Origin of the sequence: Polaromonas sp. YR568 (assembly GCF_943372955.1) — a bacterium.
Classification (GTDB): Bacteria; Pseudomonadota; Gammaproteobacteria; order Burkholderiales; family Burkholderiaceae_C; genus Polaromonas.
In genome coordinates this window covers 1,214,758-1,230,758 of record NZ_CALSAL010000001.1, presented here as the reverse complement: position 1 = coordinate 1,230,758, position 16,001 = coordinate 1,214,758, and the positions used below count along the sequence as shown (strand labels likewise).

Annotated in this window: 17 protein-coding genes and 1 pseudogene; 7 read left to right on the top strand and 11 right to left on the bottom strand. The window is 59.9% G+C overall.

The window, feature by feature from the left end:
• Nucleotides 1-23 precede the first annotated feature (23 nt).
• Nucleotides 24-857: a DUF547 domain-containing protein gene (locus tag AAG793_RS05830; RefSeq protein ID WP_341905244.1), complete on the bottom strand. Its 834-nt coding sequence runs from the start codon at nucleotides 855-857 to the stop codon at nucleotides 24-26.
• 230 nt (nucleotides 858-1,087) lie between these two features.
• Between AAG793_RS05830 and AAG793_RS05825 the strand changes: the two genes are divergently transcribed.
• Both AAG793_RS05825 and AAG793_RS05820 read left to right on the top strand, forming a co-directional pair.
• Nucleotides 1,088-1,654: a sigma-70 family RNA polymerase sigma factor gene (locus tag AAG793_RS05825; RefSeq protein WP_341905240.1), complete on the top strand. Its 567-nt coding sequence runs from the start codon at nucleotides 1,088-1,090 to the stop codon at nucleotides 1,652-1,654.
• Nucleotides 1,651-2,286, top strand: coding sequence for a DUF1109 domain-containing protein (locus AAG793_RS05820; RefSeq protein ID WP_341905238.1), 636 nt, complete (start codon nucleotides 1,651-1,653; stop codon nucleotides 2,284-2,286). The genes AAG793_RS05825 and AAG793_RS05820 overlap by 4 nt, the downstream gene beginning before the upstream one ends.
• Nucleotides 2,287-2,419: 133 nt before the next feature.
• Here the strand turns inward: AAG793_RS05820 and AAG793_RS05815 are convergent, their stop codons facing one another.
• From AAG793_RS05815 to AAG793_RS05795, 5 genes are all read right to left on the bottom strand, one after another.
• On the bottom strand, nucleotides 2,420-2,905 hold the full coding sequence (locus AAG793_RS05815; RefSeq protein ID WP_341905458.1) for a DoxX family protein: 486 nt from the start codon (nucleotides 2,903-2,905) through the stop codon (nucleotides 2,420-2,422).
• Nucleotides 2,906-3,002: 97 nt separating this feature from the next.
• Nucleotides 3,003-3,767, bottom strand: coding sequence for a DNA-binding domain-containing protein (locus AAG793_RS05810; protein ID WP_341905455.1), 765 nt, complete (start codon nucleotides 3,765-3,767; stop codon nucleotides 3,003-3,005).
• A gap of 2 nt (nucleotides 3,768-3,769) precedes the next feature.
• A complete protein-coding gene (locus AAG793_RS05805; protein ID WP_341905452.1) occupies nucleotides 3,770-4,732 on the bottom strand; it encodes a DUF692 domain-containing protein in 963 nt (320 codons plus the stop codon).
• 126 nt (nucleotides 4,733-4,858) lie between these two features.
• On the bottom strand, nucleotides 4,859-5,167 hold the full coding sequence (locus tag AAG793_RS05800) for a DUF2282 domain-containing protein (RefSeq protein WP_341905450.1): 309 nt from the start codon (nucleotides 5,165-5,167) through the stop codon (nucleotides 4,859-4,861).
• A 745-nt stretch (nucleotides 5,168-5,912) separates the two neighbouring features.
• Nucleotides 5,913-6,203 (bottom strand): helix-turn-helix transcriptional regulator, encoded by a 291-nt coding sequence (locus AAG793_RS05795; RefSeq protein ID WP_341905235.1) that lies wholly within the window; start codon nucleotides 6,201-6,203, stop codon nucleotides 5,913-5,915.
• Nucleotides 6,204-6,267: 64 nt separating this feature from the next.
• Here AAG793_RS05795 and AAG793_RS05790 point away from each other — a divergent pair, with 64 nt between their 5' ends.
• The 5 genes and pseudogenes from AAG793_RS05790 (at nucleotide 6,268) to AAG793_RS05770 (ending at nucleotide 9,952) form a co-directional block, all read left to right on the top strand.
• Nucleotides 6,268-6,726 (top strand): hypothetical protein, encoded by a 459-nt coding sequence (locus AAG793_RS05790; protein ID WP_341905232.1) that lies wholly within the window; start codon nucleotides 6,268-6,270, stop codon nucleotides 6,724-6,726.
• 58 nt (nucleotides 6,727-6,784) lie between these two features.
• A pseudogene (locus AAG793_RS05785) lies at nucleotides 6,785-6,913 on the top strand (transposase domain-containing protein); the annotation flags it as partial.
• A gap of 759 nt (nucleotides 6,914-7,672) precedes the next feature.
• On the top strand, nucleotides 7,673-8,545 hold the full coding sequence (locus AAG793_RS05780) for a PA0069 family radical SAM protein (RefSeq protein ID WP_341905448.1): 873 nt from the start codon (nucleotides 7,673-7,675) through the stop codon (nucleotides 8,543-8,545).
• A gap of 228 nt (nucleotides 8,546-8,773) precedes the next feature.
• The gene (locus AAG793_RS05775; protein ID WP_341905230.1) at nucleotides 8,774-9,466 is read left to right on the top strand and encodes an FRG domain-containing protein; all 693 of its coding nucleotides are present in this window, start codon (nucleotides 8,774-8,776) and stop codon (nucleotides 9,464-9,466) included.
• Between the two features lie 39 nt (nucleotides 9,467-9,505).
• Nucleotides 9,506-9,952 carry an SRPBCC domain-containing protein gene (locus AAG793_RS05770; protein WP_341905226.1) on the top strand — a complete coding sequence of 149 codons (447 nt, stop codon included), beginning with the start codon at nucleotides 9,506-9,508 and terminating at the stop codon, nucleotides 9,950-9,952.
• A gap of 27 nt (nucleotides 9,953-9,979) precedes the next feature.
• Here the strand turns inward: AAG793_RS05770 and AAG793_RS05765 are convergent, their stop codons facing one another.
• The 5 genes from AAG793_RS05765 to AAG793_RS05745 form a co-directional block, all read right to left on the bottom strand.
• Nucleotides 9,980-11,662: a phosphoethanolamine--lipid A transferase gene (locus AAG793_RS05765; protein WP_341905224.1), complete on the bottom strand. Its 1,683-nt coding sequence runs from the start codon at nucleotides 11,660-11,662 to the stop codon at nucleotides 9,980-9,982.
• Nucleotides 11,663-11,736: 74 nt separating this feature from the next.
• Nucleotides 11,737-12,594, bottom strand: a complete 858-nt coding sequence (gene fghA, locus AAG793_RS05760; protein ID WP_341905222.1) for an S-formylglutathione hydrolase — start codon at nucleotides 12,592-12,594, stop codon at nucleotides 11,737-11,739.
• The gene (locus tag AAG793_RS05755) at nucleotides 12,591-13,505 is read right to left on the bottom strand and encodes an alpha/beta hydrolase (RefSeq protein ID WP_341905446.1); all 915 of its coding nucleotides are present in this window, start codon (nucleotides 13,503-13,505) and stop codon (nucleotides 12,591-12,593) included. Before AAG793_RS05755 ends, fghA begins: the two co-directional genes overlap by 4 nt.
• 25 nt (nucleotides 13,506-13,530) lie before the next feature.
• Complete coding sequence (locus AAG793_RS05750) at nucleotides 13,531-14,637, bottom strand: S-(hydroxymethyl)glutathione dehydrogenase/class III alcohol dehydrogenase (RefSeq protein ID WP_341905219.1); 1,107 nt, start codon at nucleotides 14,635-14,637, stop codon at nucleotides 13,531-13,533.
• A gap of 136 nt (nucleotides 14,638-14,773) precedes the next feature.
• Nucleotides 14,774-15,886, bottom strand: coding sequence for a glycerophosphodiester phosphodiesterase (locus tag AAG793_RS05745; protein ID WP_341905216.1), 1,113 nt, complete (start codon nucleotides 15,884-15,886; stop codon nucleotides 14,774-14,776).
• Nucleotides 15,887-16,001 lie beyond the last annotated feature (115 nt).

Here is a 16,001-nt window from a genome sequence, read left to right as displayed (position 1 = left end):
TCCCTGGTCAGTGACACGCCAGCTTATTGGCGGACATCGTTCAGGGACCAGTCGTAGTTGAGGAACGCGATATCGAATCGCCCGCTGCGGATTCGATCCCGGGCTGACGCAGAGTCCGACAGGAGGTCGGCATGCAGCCTGGCAAACGTCTGTAACGAGGCGATGCCCCGGTCGCCACGCTTGAAGTCGTCGCCGTACCAGTCAAAGATGCGTGACAGTTCAAGCCGACCGCTGGATTCGTCAAACCGGTTGCGCGTACGGTCGGCCATGAAGCGGCTCGTCTGCTCCTCCATCTGGGCGTCGATGCGCGTTGCTACAAAGGCTTCTTCGCGCAACATCGGGCACCCGATGGACGCGCAGTTCACGGCGAAATGCACCCTTGGATCGTCATGGACGCCCCGCTTGCGCAGCATGCCGTGTTCGATATCGTCAAGCGACACCTTGCTGCCCAACAGGGAGATCCATTTCGGCTTCCAGGGACTTGAGAGGATGCTGCCCAACTCTTTGATCGACGTCAGGTCCGGGTACTTGGTGAGGATCAGTTCGACGGTGAACGCGTTGTAGGCGTTGATCAAGAACGCTTGGCGCTGCGCCAGAGAGAAGGCCGAGAACCCGTTACTGGTTACAGCAGAAAGGGATGACAGATAGGCCGTGAGCGAGCTGCGGTCCTGTGCGAAGCCTGCGTAACGAACCTGCGATGCCTGCCCGCCTCGAAGCAGCACGACGTGCCGCTTGAGCAGACCGGTCCAGATGGCGTGGGTGTGATCGAACGTTACCGCATGGCTGTGACCCAGGGGCCAAAGGGCCGGCAGACTCCCTGCTGCGGAGATGAGGAAATGGCGTCGACCGGTGGTCATGGCGGCACTCAAGGACGCTGGCTCCGTCGGAGCCTCGCTGCAGGGTGGCGTTAAGGAAGATTGCATCGGAACTGCCTTGGCTCTCTAAAAGGGTTGGGGGTGTGCTCGTTTTACGCCGTCAAGAGTCGTTCGGTTACAGTCAGCGCAGAATTTCGAGCTGACCATGCCTTTAAACGGCACTTGTTCACACCATCCTCCGTTTGTGTAACCGAAGCAGCCGCTTCTACGACATGCCTATAGAGACAGGTCCCAACGACTTTGAAGCGAGCCTGAAAGCGTTGTGGCTGCGTGGGCAGCAGGGCGATGAGGTGGCTTACCGAGAGGCGCTGAAGAAGACTGCTTTGCGTATCCGCGGATACCTGCGGCGGCGCATGCAATCGACGCCGGATGAAATTGAAGACTTGGTCCAAGAAACCTTGCTGGCGCTTCACCTGCAACGCGGAACGTTTGATCCGACTTTGCCGGTCAGTGCCTGGGTCACGGCAATAGCACGTCACAAGCTGGTTGATCACTGGAGGCGCCGTGGGCGTCGGGAGAATCTCCACGACGCGCTGGACGATGTGGACGAGGCCTTGTTGGCTGCCGAGCCGGTCGAAGATGGTGCGCAGCGCGACCTCGAAAGGCTGCTTCAGGAGTTGCCGGATGCTCAGCGTCAGGCCATCGTATTAACAAAGATCGAGGGCCTGTCGGTGTCCGAGGCATCGATGCGCACCGGTATCTCGGAGTCGGCCATCAAGGTTCAGGTTCATAGAGGATTGAAGCGGTTAGCGCAATGGGTGAAAGACACAGGAACATGAAAACGCAATCGTTGATCGAAATGTTGGCCAAGGGCGCAGGGCCTGCCCCTCAGCCGCCCGTGCTGCGGCGACTGGCTCCAGTGGCGGCGCTTGGCTTGTTCGCCAGCGCTTTGTTCGCTATGGTGAGCGCGGGATCGATCCCAGCGGCCATATGGGCCACGTCGGCGCCGTGGCTGAAGCTGATCTACGGCGCCAGCCTGGCGCTGGCAGCGGGCTGGCTGACTGCGAGGCTCTCCCGTCCGGTGGCGCGTACACAATGGCCCGCACGGGCCGTGTTGGCTGTCTTCACCACCATGCTGGCCCTGGGCGCGCTCACACTGGTGACCAGCGCGCCGGATCAGCGTATGACGGCGCTCTTTGGCGAAACCTGGCTCAGTTGTCCTAGAAACGTTGTGTTGCTGTCACTGCCGGCGCTGGCCGGCGCCCTGTGGGCATTACGTGGGCTGGCTCCAACCCAACTGCGAGCCGCCGGCTTCAATGCTGGATTGATGGCCGGTGCACTGGGGTCAATGGGCTACTCGCTGATATGCCCCGAGGTCTCAGCCACATTTGTGGCGGTCTGGTATTCGCTTGGCATTTTTCTTACGGGCATTCTTGGTGCCTTCCTTGGGACCCGCGTGTTGAGGTGGTAGGGCGACGATTTCGCCGAGGGCCACGAATTTTTCTGAAGTGCTGTAACTTGGAGGATAGTGCTTGACGAACAATTAGCTTGAACTGGTTTGGTCCGACCCATTGCGCATGTCGTACTGGTAGATCAGGCGCTACTCAGCGTGTGTGGCGACTGGCGATCCAATCGTCTAGCGACAGCTTGCCCGGTCCGTGTGCCATGAGGTAGAGCAATACGGCCGCCCAAGTGCCATGGGTGGGGTAGGCATCGGGGTAGACGAAGAACTGGATCACCATCGTCATACCCAGCAGCCCCAAGGCTGAGAGGCGGGTGGCAAAGCCAAGCAGGATGAAGATGGGCAGAATGTGTTCGCCCAGCGCCGCCAGCGCCGCTCCCAACTCGGGCGGCAGGATGGGAAGCCTATATTCCTCCTTGAACAGGAACACCGCGTTGTCGGAGAGGCGCGGAATGCCCAGTGTGAAGCTCCCATTGACGATGTCGATGGCCAAGCCTTCGATCTTGGTCTGGCCCGATTTCCAAAATACAGCGGCGATGGAAAAGCGCGCGACGAAGGCCAGCAGCGTGTTGGGCAACTTGCCCATCACGTTGTGGACGCTGTGAAGCAGCGTGGTCAGGCGCGCCATCGGGCCGCCGCTGGTGGCGTCTGGGGAGGAGGTGAGTGTGTTCATAGTGGTCTCGTAGGTTGTTGTCGGAGAAAGACGATATTGGTGCTGGTGGTGTTCAATCCGGGTGATGAGCGCCGATCAGCAGCCGGTAGCGGATCAGGAGGGCCATGGCCTGTGAGAAATCGAAGGCGGGATCAGCGCCGAAGGCTTGTTCGACGGTATCGCCAAAGGGAATGCCGTTGAGCAAACCTGCCGCCACGATCACCATGGGAGCGTCGACCTGCAGCACCATCACGTCCAGCCCGCTGCGAAAGACCAGAGCCGATTCGGACCGTGCCAGATCGACGTCTTCAATGGCGATACTGCTGCCTGGCTGGTGAGCCGCCCATAGCGACACCGCCGCGTGTGGCGAATGCAGCAGCTGCAGGCTGGGATGCAGTTGCCAACGCAGCTCGGGGAGGCGCTCGGAATCGGCCAGCAGGGCGGCGATGGCGGCGGATTCAAGAGCCGATGCATCGGCCGCGTGCAGGGCCTGCAGGCGTTGCCATTCCAGTTGCGCCACATCAGCCACGTAAGGCAAGCCGGCGGCGGGTGGAAACTGCGCGATGAAGCTGGGCAGCGCCTGACCGTGTTGGGCGAGCACGCGGGTGCGAGGCGGGTGGGCGAGCACAAAAACCTGGGCCATGGCGCGGAAGAATTCTTCACCCACCAGTTGCAGGGTTACCGGAAAAGTCTGGGCCAGCGCGTCCACCAACGAGACCATCACATTGTTGCGGTGCACAGCCAGGCGCTTCGCAGGGTCGCTGCGGTTCCAGGTGCTGAGTCCCTGTGGTGCGGCTTGCAAGGGGTCCAACAGGGCTTGGGCCCAGGTGTGTTGCATGCTCACCGGACTACCCCTCCGTGACGCGCACTGCGGGGCTGAGAGTATTCGGTGCGGCCGGGCAGCGCCCATGATGTTGCTTCCTGCGCAGGGGCGTAGCGGGTCTTCGTCCGAGGGCAGGGGTTCACGTGGCTGGAACCGGACGCGGGGGCCAACATGTGCTTTTCGGCCACGCGTGCTTCCTGCTGCAGCACTTCGAATGCAGGGAGATCGTTGTCGCGCTCGATCAAGGTGGGCAGCGGCCCAGTGATGGCCAGTGCGGTGCCGTACAGCGCCCAGACAGCTTCGGCCACAGGCGCACCGTGGGTGTCAATGAGCAGGCGATCACCGGCGGCGTCCAGGTCTTCTGCGAAGCCCGCTAGGTGGATTTCACCAGCGGCGTGGCAGGGCAACTCGCAAAGGCTGAGGTGGGGGTCTCGGCCGTGGTTGGTGCTGGACACATACACGTTGTTGACATCGAGCAGCAGACCGCAGCCGGTGCGGTGTATCACCTCGCGCAGGAAGTCGCCCTCGCTCCATGTCGAGCTGATGAATTCGACATAGGTGGATGGGTTCTCCAGTAGCAAGGGGCGACCCATGCGGTTCTGTACCTGGTCGATGTGCTCGCACACGCGTTGCAGCGCGGGCAGGTTGTAGGGCAAGGGCAGCAGGTCGTTGAAGAACACTCCACCGTGGCTTGACCAGGCTAGGTGTTCAGAAAAAACTGCTGGCTGGTAGCGATCCACCAGACAAGCCACGGCTTCCAGGTGGACGAGATCCAGCGGATCCTCGCCCCCGATCGACAGGCCCACGCCGTGGATGCTCAGCGCATATCTTTCGCGGATGCGGGTGAGATGGTGGTGCATGGGCCCCCCTGCCACTAAGAAGTTTTCCGCGTGCACCTCGAAGAAGCCCACATCTGGCTGGTGCTCCTGGATGTGGGCGAAATGTTCGGGTTTGAGCCCGAGTCCCGCCCGATGCGGCAGCGGCCAGCGATCGGTTGAAATGTGGCGCGTGAGCGCGACCGGCGGGATGCATGCGGAGGCGGAAGCGGGCGTCGAGTTCATCGCAAAGTTTCCTCTGTCTGGCGTCCGACGGTCGCGCTCAGGGCGTCAGGCCTTTTCCTTGAATTCCTTGAGTTGACCGAACCCGGAGGGCGACTTTGGTGAGGCCGTTTTTTCGCAGCTGCCCTTGGGCACCAAAGACCAGGCATTGCCCTGGTAATCGACCTTGGATGTGCCTGCGCAGGTGGTGCCAGGTCCAGCGGCGCAGTCGTTTTTGCCTTTGAGCGCGACGCCGAAGCACTTCTCCTTGTCGGCGCTCTGGGCAGCGGCTGGACTGGCAGCCAACGTCAAGGCGGCGCCCATGGCGAGTGCGAGGGCCGCGCCCGAGGCAATCTGTGCGGCGTTGCGGCGGGTCATGCTGTGGTTCATGCTGTGGTTCATGCTGTGGTTCATGCTGATCTCCTGAAGGTGGATGAGGGTAGAGAGGGGAAGGTGCTCGCCAACAAGGTTGGCTTGCAAGGAGGTAGTCGTTGCAGCATTGAAATCGTTACACCGCTTTGCCCAAAATTGACGTTGGCTTGCCCTTGCGATGTGGTCCGCAGGTGGGCTGGCCTTGTGCTGCGTAATGAATGGCGCTGTGGTTGCGACCAAGCCTGTGAACACACAGGGAGTGAAGGTATGCGGTGGATGTATTTACGATGGAAGCCTTTTCGCGCTGCGCCCGTGTGCCGCTTTTTCTGCGGGAGAATCGCGTCCAGCGCTCCGGCATACCGATATGGCGTCAGATCCAACCCCTCACACGGAGCAGTAGATGCAGCCTTTTATGGCACGGTGTTTTTCCGGCCCATCGTGGCACCCAAAAGCGAACATTGATGCCTGGCAGCGATCGCTGCAACCCAGTCAATCGCCCGTGTACCTAAGTGGCTAGTCGAATGTCGGCTTTGAGCCGCCAAAACCAACACCTTGAACTTCCGGTTTGTCTCGATAGCGGTCATGCGCAGTGCTGACCAATGACACCAGATCAGCTGCATTTACAGCAGTACTTCTAGGCTCATCATCCAGTTTTTGTCATGCTCGGCTCATCCGTCGCTGACGACCTAAACATTTGCGGCCCCGGGATGCTGGCACTGATGCTAGGTGGTTAGGGTGGACGATCACTCCCCTAAGTAAGCTCTGCAATTTCTTCACTCACCAAGCCCAGCAGCGTGTTGACTGACCCAGTATCGTTGGCACGCAGGTATGCAAGGGTCAATAAAGTCAAAGGATGAACGCCCAATACCTGTGCTAGTACCTCCACCTTGCTTAGGGTTGGAGACTTTATGTTTCGCTCTAAGGTGCTGACGTATGTGCGACTAGAAACTTGGCTGAAATCCTCTTGGCTCAAGCCTTTGGATTTGCGAGTGGACTTAAGAGCCTTGGCAAAGTTGTTTGTTGACTTAGCGGCATATGACATGCTCGCTATTAGCAAGCAATGAGCTCTATAGGGCTACAATCTATAGTGTTCATTTGAAAAAACCATGTTCATTACACGCGAGGCTCACAGATCCCCCCTTTCGTCCCTTTTTTTGGACGATGGAGAAACAGGTTGGCTATCGACTGAGCTCGCTTTGCAAAAAATATGGTTTTTGGTCGAGGTCGAAGAATCTGACTGCGCCATTGATTTCGAGTTTTCCCGTAACCGAACAGTTCTCGTATTTGACTTTCGGGGTGTCGAACAGTTGATCCTGTCCAAAGAAAACAGCACCATCCAATTAAAGTCTGTCTATATGTTTACGCCTGGACATGTCAACGGCAGCAATAGCTGGAATATGGATCAGCTGCGTGCAGTCTGGCACGGCAGGGAACCAGTGGGACAGGACGCGGTTCCTATGGACATTTTTGAAACTGTCAGCGGGAAGAAATATCCAGCGTCTTTCTCGGCTTTATCAATTGAGGATTTGGTTACTGGCGCTCTAAAGTTTGAAATGCCTCATTAGCCGCCTTTTTGCTGGTTGCTTGGAAGTAGGCGGCGTCCAGTTAACAGTCGTCTTCTGGTCTGCCAGATAGCTCAAGCTCAATGGACACGACCCGTACGTCTACCTCAAGGATGTGCTGGCTCGGCTGCCGACACAGCGGGCCAGTCAGATTGGGGGGTTGCTCCCGCACCGTTGGCAAACCAACTGATCCAGCCACAATGTGTTTCCTTGGTAAGCGCGCGGCGAACCAATCTTGAGATAGCACCGAGAGTCATGGTGGTGCCACCATTGGCGTTGGCTGGTGCAGCATTTGTCTGGTGGCTTGTTTGGTCCTGCACTAGGCGCTCGAAAACCACCTTCTCGAATCGGGACGCCAATGCATAACCCGCCGCTCCAGCGCGACGCTACGCCGGCAAGCCGGCTTCGCGCACCTGAGCTAGCACGTTAAATTTCATGGGTAGTTGGGCCGTAATCATCATTTCAGCCGCTCTGATCGGCGTGCTTGGCTTGCTTATCATTCGCTCACAAGGAGCTACGAAGCGCGATCTAGTCCCTATGGACAGGGAGTATTAGGGGTCTAAGTAGGCCAGCATACTCTGGATTGTTTGCTTATTCGCTCGCCAATCGCAATGGAACTATAACCGTGCCGCCCTGAAAAACACCCCATAAGGGTGCCGAAGCGCCAGAGTTATGCTTCTAAGGACACAGTGTTTGATTCTATTGAGGCTGATCTGGTTTCGGGCTGGCCTTCAAAAGTCCTGTAATTGCCAAGCTATGACGATGCCTGAATGGTAAATCTATCAAATTAGCCTGAAATTTGGGGTGGGTCATTCTTGGCCTATTCAAAGTCGCAGAGTGCTGATCGTTAAGATTCAAGGCCTACAGGCAATCTATTGAGCACAGTCTGAACAGTCACCTTGTAGATTTCAGGTGTCAATCATATTTTTACCTCTGCCAACTAGGATGTATTGAAAGGGCTGAACAATTTAACCCGCGCAGAGGTGACAGTTGCATCTACTGCTACGCACGGCCCACGCACAGCTACCTCAACCTCTCGCCGGGGCTGGACTTTGAAACCAAGATCATCGCCAAGCGCAACCTGCCCGAAGTGCTGCGCGCAGACCTCGTACGCCGCAGCTATGTGCCGAGGCTGCTCAACATCGGCTCCGCGACAGACTGCTACCAACCGGTTGAGCGCGAGCTGCGCCTTACCCGCAGCGTGATCGAGGTGTTGCAGCAGGCGCGGCATCCGTTTTCACTCGTCACCAAGTCGAGCGGCGTAGAGCGCGACCTGGACCTAATCGCCCCCATGGCCGCAGACCATCTGGCTGCGGTCTACATCACCATCACCACGCTTGACGCTGATCTGGCCCGCACGCTGGAGCCACGTGCTGCCGCACCGCACCGGCGCCTGCGAACCATCCGCACGCTGGCCGAGCACGGCGTGCCTGTGGGCGTAAGCGTGGCGCCGCAAATTCCGTTTGTGAACGACGACATGGAGCAGGTGCTCGAAGCCGCCTGCGACGCTGGCGCGGTCAGCGCCTTTTACACCGTGCTGCGCCTGCCCTGGGAGGTCGCGCCCTTGTTCAAACAATGGCTGGAGCTGCACTACCCCCAACGCGCCAATCGCATCATGGCCCGCATCCATGAGATGCGCGGAGGCAAGGACTACAACAGCGACTTCGCCTCACGCATGAAGGGCGAGGGTCTGTGGGCAGATTTGATCAAGCAGCGGTTTGAGAAAACCTGCGCGCGGCTGGGGTTGAACCGTCAGCGGACGGAGTTGGACTTGGGGCAGTTCAGGCCGCCTGGGGTGGTGGGGCAGGGGAGGTTGTTTTAGCCACTGGCGTCAGCTTTGAGGTTGGTGTCGTCAAGAGATGTCATTAAACTGACGTGTGGTCACGCGTGTTTGAGAATCTGCGAAGACGTCAAAGTGTTAGCTCATACTGCGTGCAGAGGCAGTTCTTTGTATTCAAAGGGTTTGTAGCCGCACGGTCCGCTTACATCTACGCAGTGTCCGCGTTATTCCTCAGTTTTTCCGGATAAATCTAAGTTAGGCCTTTGCAAGATGCGTGAAGCTGAAGTTACGTCGTTTCTGTCCTTTATAAAAGAGACGGACGTTTTTGATTTGGTTGTCGACCTGGTGGTGTTCCGAGGGCAGCCAGTTAAAGGGAAGCTCCTGCCAAGCATCGCACGTGCAGACCCCAGTGTGGACACTACAAGCTCCGAAAAGGACGTACTTGAGCAACTAAAGCTCCAAGGGGCATCCCTGATCACAGGGGCGGAAGCAAACGACTTGGATTTACTCGTGCTTGCCCAACACTTCGGACTTAAAACACGTCTTCTTGACTGGACTAGCAACCCTCTTGCTGCCCTCTGGTTCGCGTGCTCAGATAAAGCCGAGGGCGATGTGTACGTATATGCCCTTGAAGCTGACAATCTGCTCGCTAAGGATGTCTATAAACAAGATCCTTTTTCGCGAAACCTGACAAAAGTCTTCCAGCCGCGGCTAAACAATACTCGAATCATCGCGCAGCAGGGCTGGTTCACACTTCATAGATACGCAGAGAAGAACAAAAAATTTGTCTCTATCGAAAATAATCCTCTGACAAATAAAAATTTGCACCAGTTCCACATACCAGCCGCTCGCCGCAGGGAATTGTTGACCGCACTTGACAGGCATGGAGTCAACGCCAAGACGATATTTCCAGATCTTGGGGGCCTGTGCCATCATCTGAATTGGAAATATCAGCGGGCCTAGCAGGTCGCTGTGATGGTCTTGTATAAGCTGGGAACTTATGTGGAATTTGAACCCGAAACCGATGGCGTCTTTGTAACCAGCCGCCTTTTGCCATTTCCAAGACTGGACGTTTTCGCCGCATTCAAGGATGGCACTCAGCTTGCAAAGTGGTGGGGCCCCGACGGCTTTCGCAATACCTTTGAGATTTTTGAGTTCAAAGCCCACGGGCGATGGAAATTCGTCATGCACGGCCCTGACGGGAAAGACTATCTGAATGAAAACACCTTCCTGGAAGCGACACCGTCACAGATCGTGATTCAGCACCTCTCGCGGCCGCACTTCACGCTGACGATCACGCTCACCGAGCAGGGAGGTCACACCTTGCTTGATTGGCATCAGGCGCTGGAAGATCTGCAGTTCGCGGCAAATCTCAGGCACATCATTGAGCCGGCCAATGAGCAGAACCTGAATCGCCTTCACGAGGTACTTGCAGGGCAGAAGCCCTGAGGCGCTAGCCTTGGAAGGCTTCAACCGTCAGGGCTTCGCGCAACCCGCGTACACATCCATCCCGGCCTTGTAGACCTGCGTCTGCACATTCATCAGGCCGAGCACCGAGTGGAAGTAGTTGTCGTGACTGATGCGGTCATCAATCTTTTTCCTCAGGCAGTCTGCCGTGATCCTGGTGCGTTGCTCGAAGGTGGGTGAGAGCCAGGTGATCCACGGCACCTGTTTTTGCACATCCGGTGCAATGCTGTACGGCATGCCGTGCAGGTACAGGTTGTTTTCACCCAGCGACTCACCGTGGTCTGACACGTAAAGCAGTGCCGGGGCGGCCTGCGCCTCCTTGCCCTTGAGCCACTGGATCGCCGAGCCGAGCAGGTGGTCGGTGTAGACGATGGTGTTGTCGTAGGCGTTGACGAGTTCGCTCGTTGAGCAGCTTTGCAGCGCGTTGGTGGTGCACTCGGGCAGGAATTTTTTCAGGGCCTGGGGCGAACGCTTGAAGTACGCGGGGCCGTGGCTGCCCATCTGGTGCATGGCCACCACCACGCCTTTGGCGCGACGCTCGGCGGGCAGGGCGGCGATGCGCTCGTCCAGGCCTTGCAGCATCACCTCGTCAAAGCACTCGCCTTTGGTACACAGCTCGGGCACCTGCAGCTGCGAGGTGTTGACGTTGGGCACGCGGTCGCACACGCCTTTGCAACCGGACTGATTATCGATCCACAGCACCGCCAGCCCGGCGCGCTGCAGCACGTCGAGTACGCCTTCGTAGTTGGCGGGGCGGTTGTCGTAGTCTTCGCGCCCGAAGTGGGAGAACATGCAGGGCACCGATGCGGCGGTGCTGGTGCCGCAGGCCCATGCGTTGCGCTGGCTGACCACGTTCTCCTGGCTCAGCCGTGGGTTGGTGGGCCGGTTGTAGCCGTTGAGGGAAAAGTTGGCGCTGCGCGCGGTTTCGCCGAGCACCAGCAACAGCAGCGGTGGTTTGGTTTGTGCGGCATAGCTGGCGCCCAGTTTGGCGTCTTCGCCCAGCGGAAGGAGCGCCGACTCGTCGCGCAGAAACGGCTTGGCCGCCACTGCGCCCAGTGCGTAAAACGAATTAAGCGGATTCATCAGGTAGCGCACATGGGTGTGGTTGCGCATGACCGATGCAATGCTCTGGAAGAACAGCATCACCACCAGCACCAGCAGCGCTGTGCTGACCAGAACCGCCGTAAGGTTGGCCAGTGCCTGACGCACCGGCCGCTGCATGCGGATGGCCTGGCGCCACAGCAGCACGCTGGGCAGTACGCCCAGCACCAGCACAGTGGCCAGCAGGCGCCAGTTGAGCAGGTCGCGCGTTTCGCGCACGTCCGTCTGCAGTGTGTTGACCATCATCGTCTTGTCGATGACGATGTTGTAGGCCTGCATGAAATACGCGCCCAGCGCGGCCGAGATGCAGAACAGGATGATGACGGGCTTGAGCGTCCAGCGCCATGCCAGCAGACTGATGAGCCCGGTGGTGGCCAGCCCGATGACCAGCGCCAGCGCGACGCTGATGGTCAGCACCTGGTTGGTACTCAAGTCGGGCAGGCGCGCCAGGGTGCGCCACAGCGCGAGATTACAGACTGTGGCAATCCAGAAGCTCGCCAGCATCACCACCCACAGGGGCCGAATGCCCTGCGGCGAGAGGTGGTTGGGGGCGGCGCGCCGGGACGCAGGAGAAGAAGGCTTCAGCGGCATGCCGGGCATTGTAGGGTGCGCATCCGCGCATTTCCTGCAGCGGCCAAGTGGTCCGACTGCGCTGTGGTGGTTTGCTAGGCGGCGAGCTGCCGGGCGTGATGCGTCAGGTGGTCGGCCATGAAGCTGGCGATGAAGTAATAGCCGTGGTCGTAGCCCGCATGGCGGCGCAGCGTGAGCGGTTGGCCCGCGGTTTCACAGGCCGCCTCAAACAGATGCGGGTGCAGTTGCTCGGCCAGAAATTTGTCGGCCAGGCCCTGGTCGACGAGGATGCCCGCCGGGTAGGGCGCTGCGGTGTACTGGCTCATCAAGGCCGTGGCGTCGTGCTGCGCCCATGCGGTCATGTCAGCGCCCAGGTAGCCGCTGAAAGCCTTGTGACCCCAGGGGCACTGGCTGGGCGCGCAGATTGGTGCGAAGGCAGAGACCGACTTGAACACGCCCGGGTGCCGCAGCGCCAGCGTGAGCGCGCCGTGGCCCCCCATGCTGTGGCCGAAGATGCCGATGCGGCTGCCGTCCATCGGCAAGGTCTGTGTGACGAGGGGCAGCAGTTCCCGCATGAGGTAACTTTCCATGCGGTAGTGCGTGGCCCATGGCGCCTCGGTCGCATCAAGGTAAAAGCCGGCGGCCACGCCGAAGTCCCAGCTCTCCGCCTCACCCGGCACACCGGCGCCGCGCGGGCTGGTGTCGGGCGCAATCAGCGCGAGGCCCAGCTCGGCGGCCATGCGCTGCGCGCCTGCCTTGATCATGAAGGTTTCTTCGGTGCAGGTCAGGCCCGCCAGATACATCACGGCTGGCACCGGCCCGTGGGCGGCCTGCGGCGGCAGGAACACCGAATAGCGCATCGGCAGGCCGATCTCGCTGGAGGCGTGCCGGTAAAAGCGCTGCACGCCGCCGAAGCAGGCGTGTTCGCTGAGAAGTTCGGGAGATGGGTTCATGACGTAAAACCTTGCTGTACCAGTTCCATCACGGCATCGGCAAACAGTTGTGGCTTTTCCTGCGGCAGGTTGTGGCCTGCGCCGGGCACGATGCGGTGGGAGCGCGGTCCGGTGAAGAGGTGCGCGTGTTGCGCGGCCGCGGCGGGCGGGCGCACCCCGTCGTCAGTGCCGTCGAAAGTGATGCTGGGAACCGTGATGGGCGGCTGTGCCGCGAGGCGCTGCTCAATGCTGGCCAGTGCCGGGTCGCCAGCCACCAGACCGAAGCGATGGCGGTAGGAGTGGATCACGATATCGACAAAGTCTGGATTGTCAAAGGCCGCTGCGCTGCGCTCGAAGGTGGCCTCGTCAAAGTCCCAGGTGGGTGACCAGGTTTTCCAGAGCAGGCGGCACAGGGCTCGCCGGTTGGCGGCGAGGCCTGCGTGGCCGCGCTCGCTGTGGAAGTAGTACTGGTACCAGAGGCTGCGCTCATTTTCGGGTGTGTCCGGCACCATCGCTTTGGCAATGTTCTGGATGTTGTAACTGTTCAGCGAAACCAGACCGGCGCAGCGCTCGGGCCAAAGGGCAGCCACCACGCAAGCCGCACGGCCACCCCAGTCGTAGCCGGCGAGAACGGTACGTGGCACCGCCAGCGCGTCCATCAGCGCCAGCAGGTCTGCGCCCAGCGCGGCCTGTTCGCCCGAGCGTGGCGTGCTGGCGCTCAGAAAGCGCGTGGCGCCAAAGCCGCGCAGCGTGGGTACATAGACCTTGCAGCCTTGTGCGGCTAGCAAGGGTGCCACCTCGGCGTAGGCGTGCATGTCGTACGGGAAACCGTGCATCAGGAACACGGGCGGGCCGTCGGCCGGACTGGTCTCGTACAGGGCTACATCCAGCACGCCGGCAGTAATCTGGCGCAGGGGCTGGAGCGTCGTCAAGGCAGGCATCGTTGGCAGATCAGACTCAGTAAATCACCACGCCGCGAATCGACTCGCCACGCTTCATCAGATCAAAGCCCTTGTTGATGTCTTCCAGCGGCATGGTGTGGGTGATGAGGTCGTCGATGTTGATCTTGCCATCCATGTACCAGTCGACGATCTTGGGTACATCGGTGCGGCCGCGTGCGCCGCCAAAGGCTGAGCCTTCCCATTTGCGGCCGGTGACGAGCTGAAAGGGGCGGGTGCTGATCTCGGCGCCGGCCTCGGCCACGCCGATGATGATGCTGCGGCCCCAACCCTTGTGCGTGCACTCCAGCGCCTGGCGCATCACCTGGGTGTTGCCGATGCATTCAAAGCTGTAGTCGGCGCCGCCGTCGGTGAGCTGCACGATGGCATCGACGACGTTTTCAGTTTCCTTGGGGTTGATGAAGTGCGTCATGCCGAACTTGCGCGCCATCTCCTGACGGGCGGGGTTGATGTCCACACCGATGATCTTGTCGGCACCCACCATCTTCGCGCCCTGAATCACATTCAGGCCAATGCCGCCCAGACCAAACACCACCACGTTGGCGCCTGCTTCTACCTTGGCGGTGAACAGCACCGCGCCAATGCCGGTGGTGACGCCGCAGCCGATGTAGCAGACCTTGTCGAACGGTGCGTCTTCGCGGATTTTGGCCAGCGAGATTTCAGGCGCCACGGTGTAGTTGCTGAAGGTGCTGGTGCCCATGTAGTGAAAGATGGGCTTGCCGTCCAGGCTGAAGCGGCTGGTGGCGTCAGGCATCAGGCCCTTGCCCTGCGTGCCGCGAATCAGCTGGCACAGGTTGGTCTTGCGCGACAGGCAGAACTTGCACTGGCGACATTCGGGGGTGTAGAGCGGAATGACGTGGTCGCCTTTTTTCAGGCTGGTCACGCCGGGGCCGACGTCAACCACAATGCCCGCGCCTTCATGGCCGAGGATGGCGGGGAAGATGCCTTCCGGGTCGGCACCACTGAGCGTGTAGTAGTCGGTGTGGCAAATGCCGGTGGCCTTGATCTCGACCAGCACTTCGCCAAATTTTGGACCTTCAAGGTCAACGGTTTCAATGGTCAGCGGGGCGCCTGCTTTCCAGGCGACGGCGGCTTTGGTTTTCATAGGGAGTGCCTTGCGTCAGTGGGTGTGCCCGCACTATAAGTCACGCCCCCTGCGCCCGGCGGTGGCAGGGGCATTCATGGTGTGGCAGGTGTTTCATTTTGAGAAAACCAGCGCCGAGTGGTGCGTGGCTGTCGGTTCAGTAACCGAGGTTCTTCAAGAACTGCGCTCGCGCGGCGATGGCGGTATCAGGGAAATCGGTGAACACACCATCGACCCCAGCCCGGTAGAACGCCAGATATTCCAGCTGCGGATTGCCCTGGTACGCAGGCGCCAGCCGCCGCTGTTCGTTGCGAAAGGTGTAGGGGTGAACAAAGAGGCGAGCCGCATGGGCGTCAGCCACCAGGCGGCTGGGTGGGCCGGGCGTGGCGCCGGTGTTCGAACCGATGACAAGGCCCTTCCACGGGCCAATGCCATCTGCATAGGTCTTGATCTCGGCAAGCCCGGCGGCCGTGGTCATGAAAGCGTAGTTGCGGCTGTCGCCTGCAACAGTCCAGTCATACGGACGTCCTCCGCCGATCAGTTGCACCACGCGCGTCTTCAGACCCTTGCTTCGCATGTACTGCAGGCTGCCCGGTTCAAAAGACTGCACCAGCACAGGCGCCTGCTTGCTGTTCCAACCGGCGCTCTCGAGGATCGCGATCAGTTTGTCCTCCATCGCCAAGCCGAGCATGCGGAAGTGGGTGGGGTGCTTGGTCTCCGGATAAATCGCGACGCTGCGGCCACCTCTGGCCGAATGGGACTTCACCAGGTCCACCACTTCCTGGAAGGTCGGTACTTTGTACAGACCGTTGAATTGTTGGGGCCGTTCGGGGTCGGTCGAGATGGCGCCCAGGGTCCGGATCTCGGCCAGTGTGAAGTCATGGCTGAACCAGCCGGTCTGCGTCTCACCATCGACCATCACGCTTTTCCTGCGCGAGGCGAACTCGGGGCGCTGGGCGATATCGGTACTGATGGCAAGGTTGGCATCGTGGCGGGTGATCAGTACCCCGTCCTTGGTGGAGACCAGGTCCATCTCGATCACATCAGCCCCCAGTTCGATGGCCCGCAGGTAGGCCTCGAGTGTTTCTTCGGGCAGGTAACCGGACGCACCCCGGTGCGCGATGACCAGTGGTGGCTTGCCGTCGAGTGTGGCAAGGCCGGTTTGCGACTGCGTGACCGACGGGGAGAGGGTCAGCAGGAGGCTGGCAACCAGGGCGGTACTGATCCGCTGTGCGAAGTGCTTCAGGCGTCGGCTGGCGAGTGCTGTCATGGCGCGTCCTGCAGATGAAAACCTCCATGGTAGAGGCTGCAAAACGGCAACCGTATGACAGCGGTTGTCATGCCGCAGAACTCAGAAGGCGTAGCCCATAAAAAATGCCGGAACG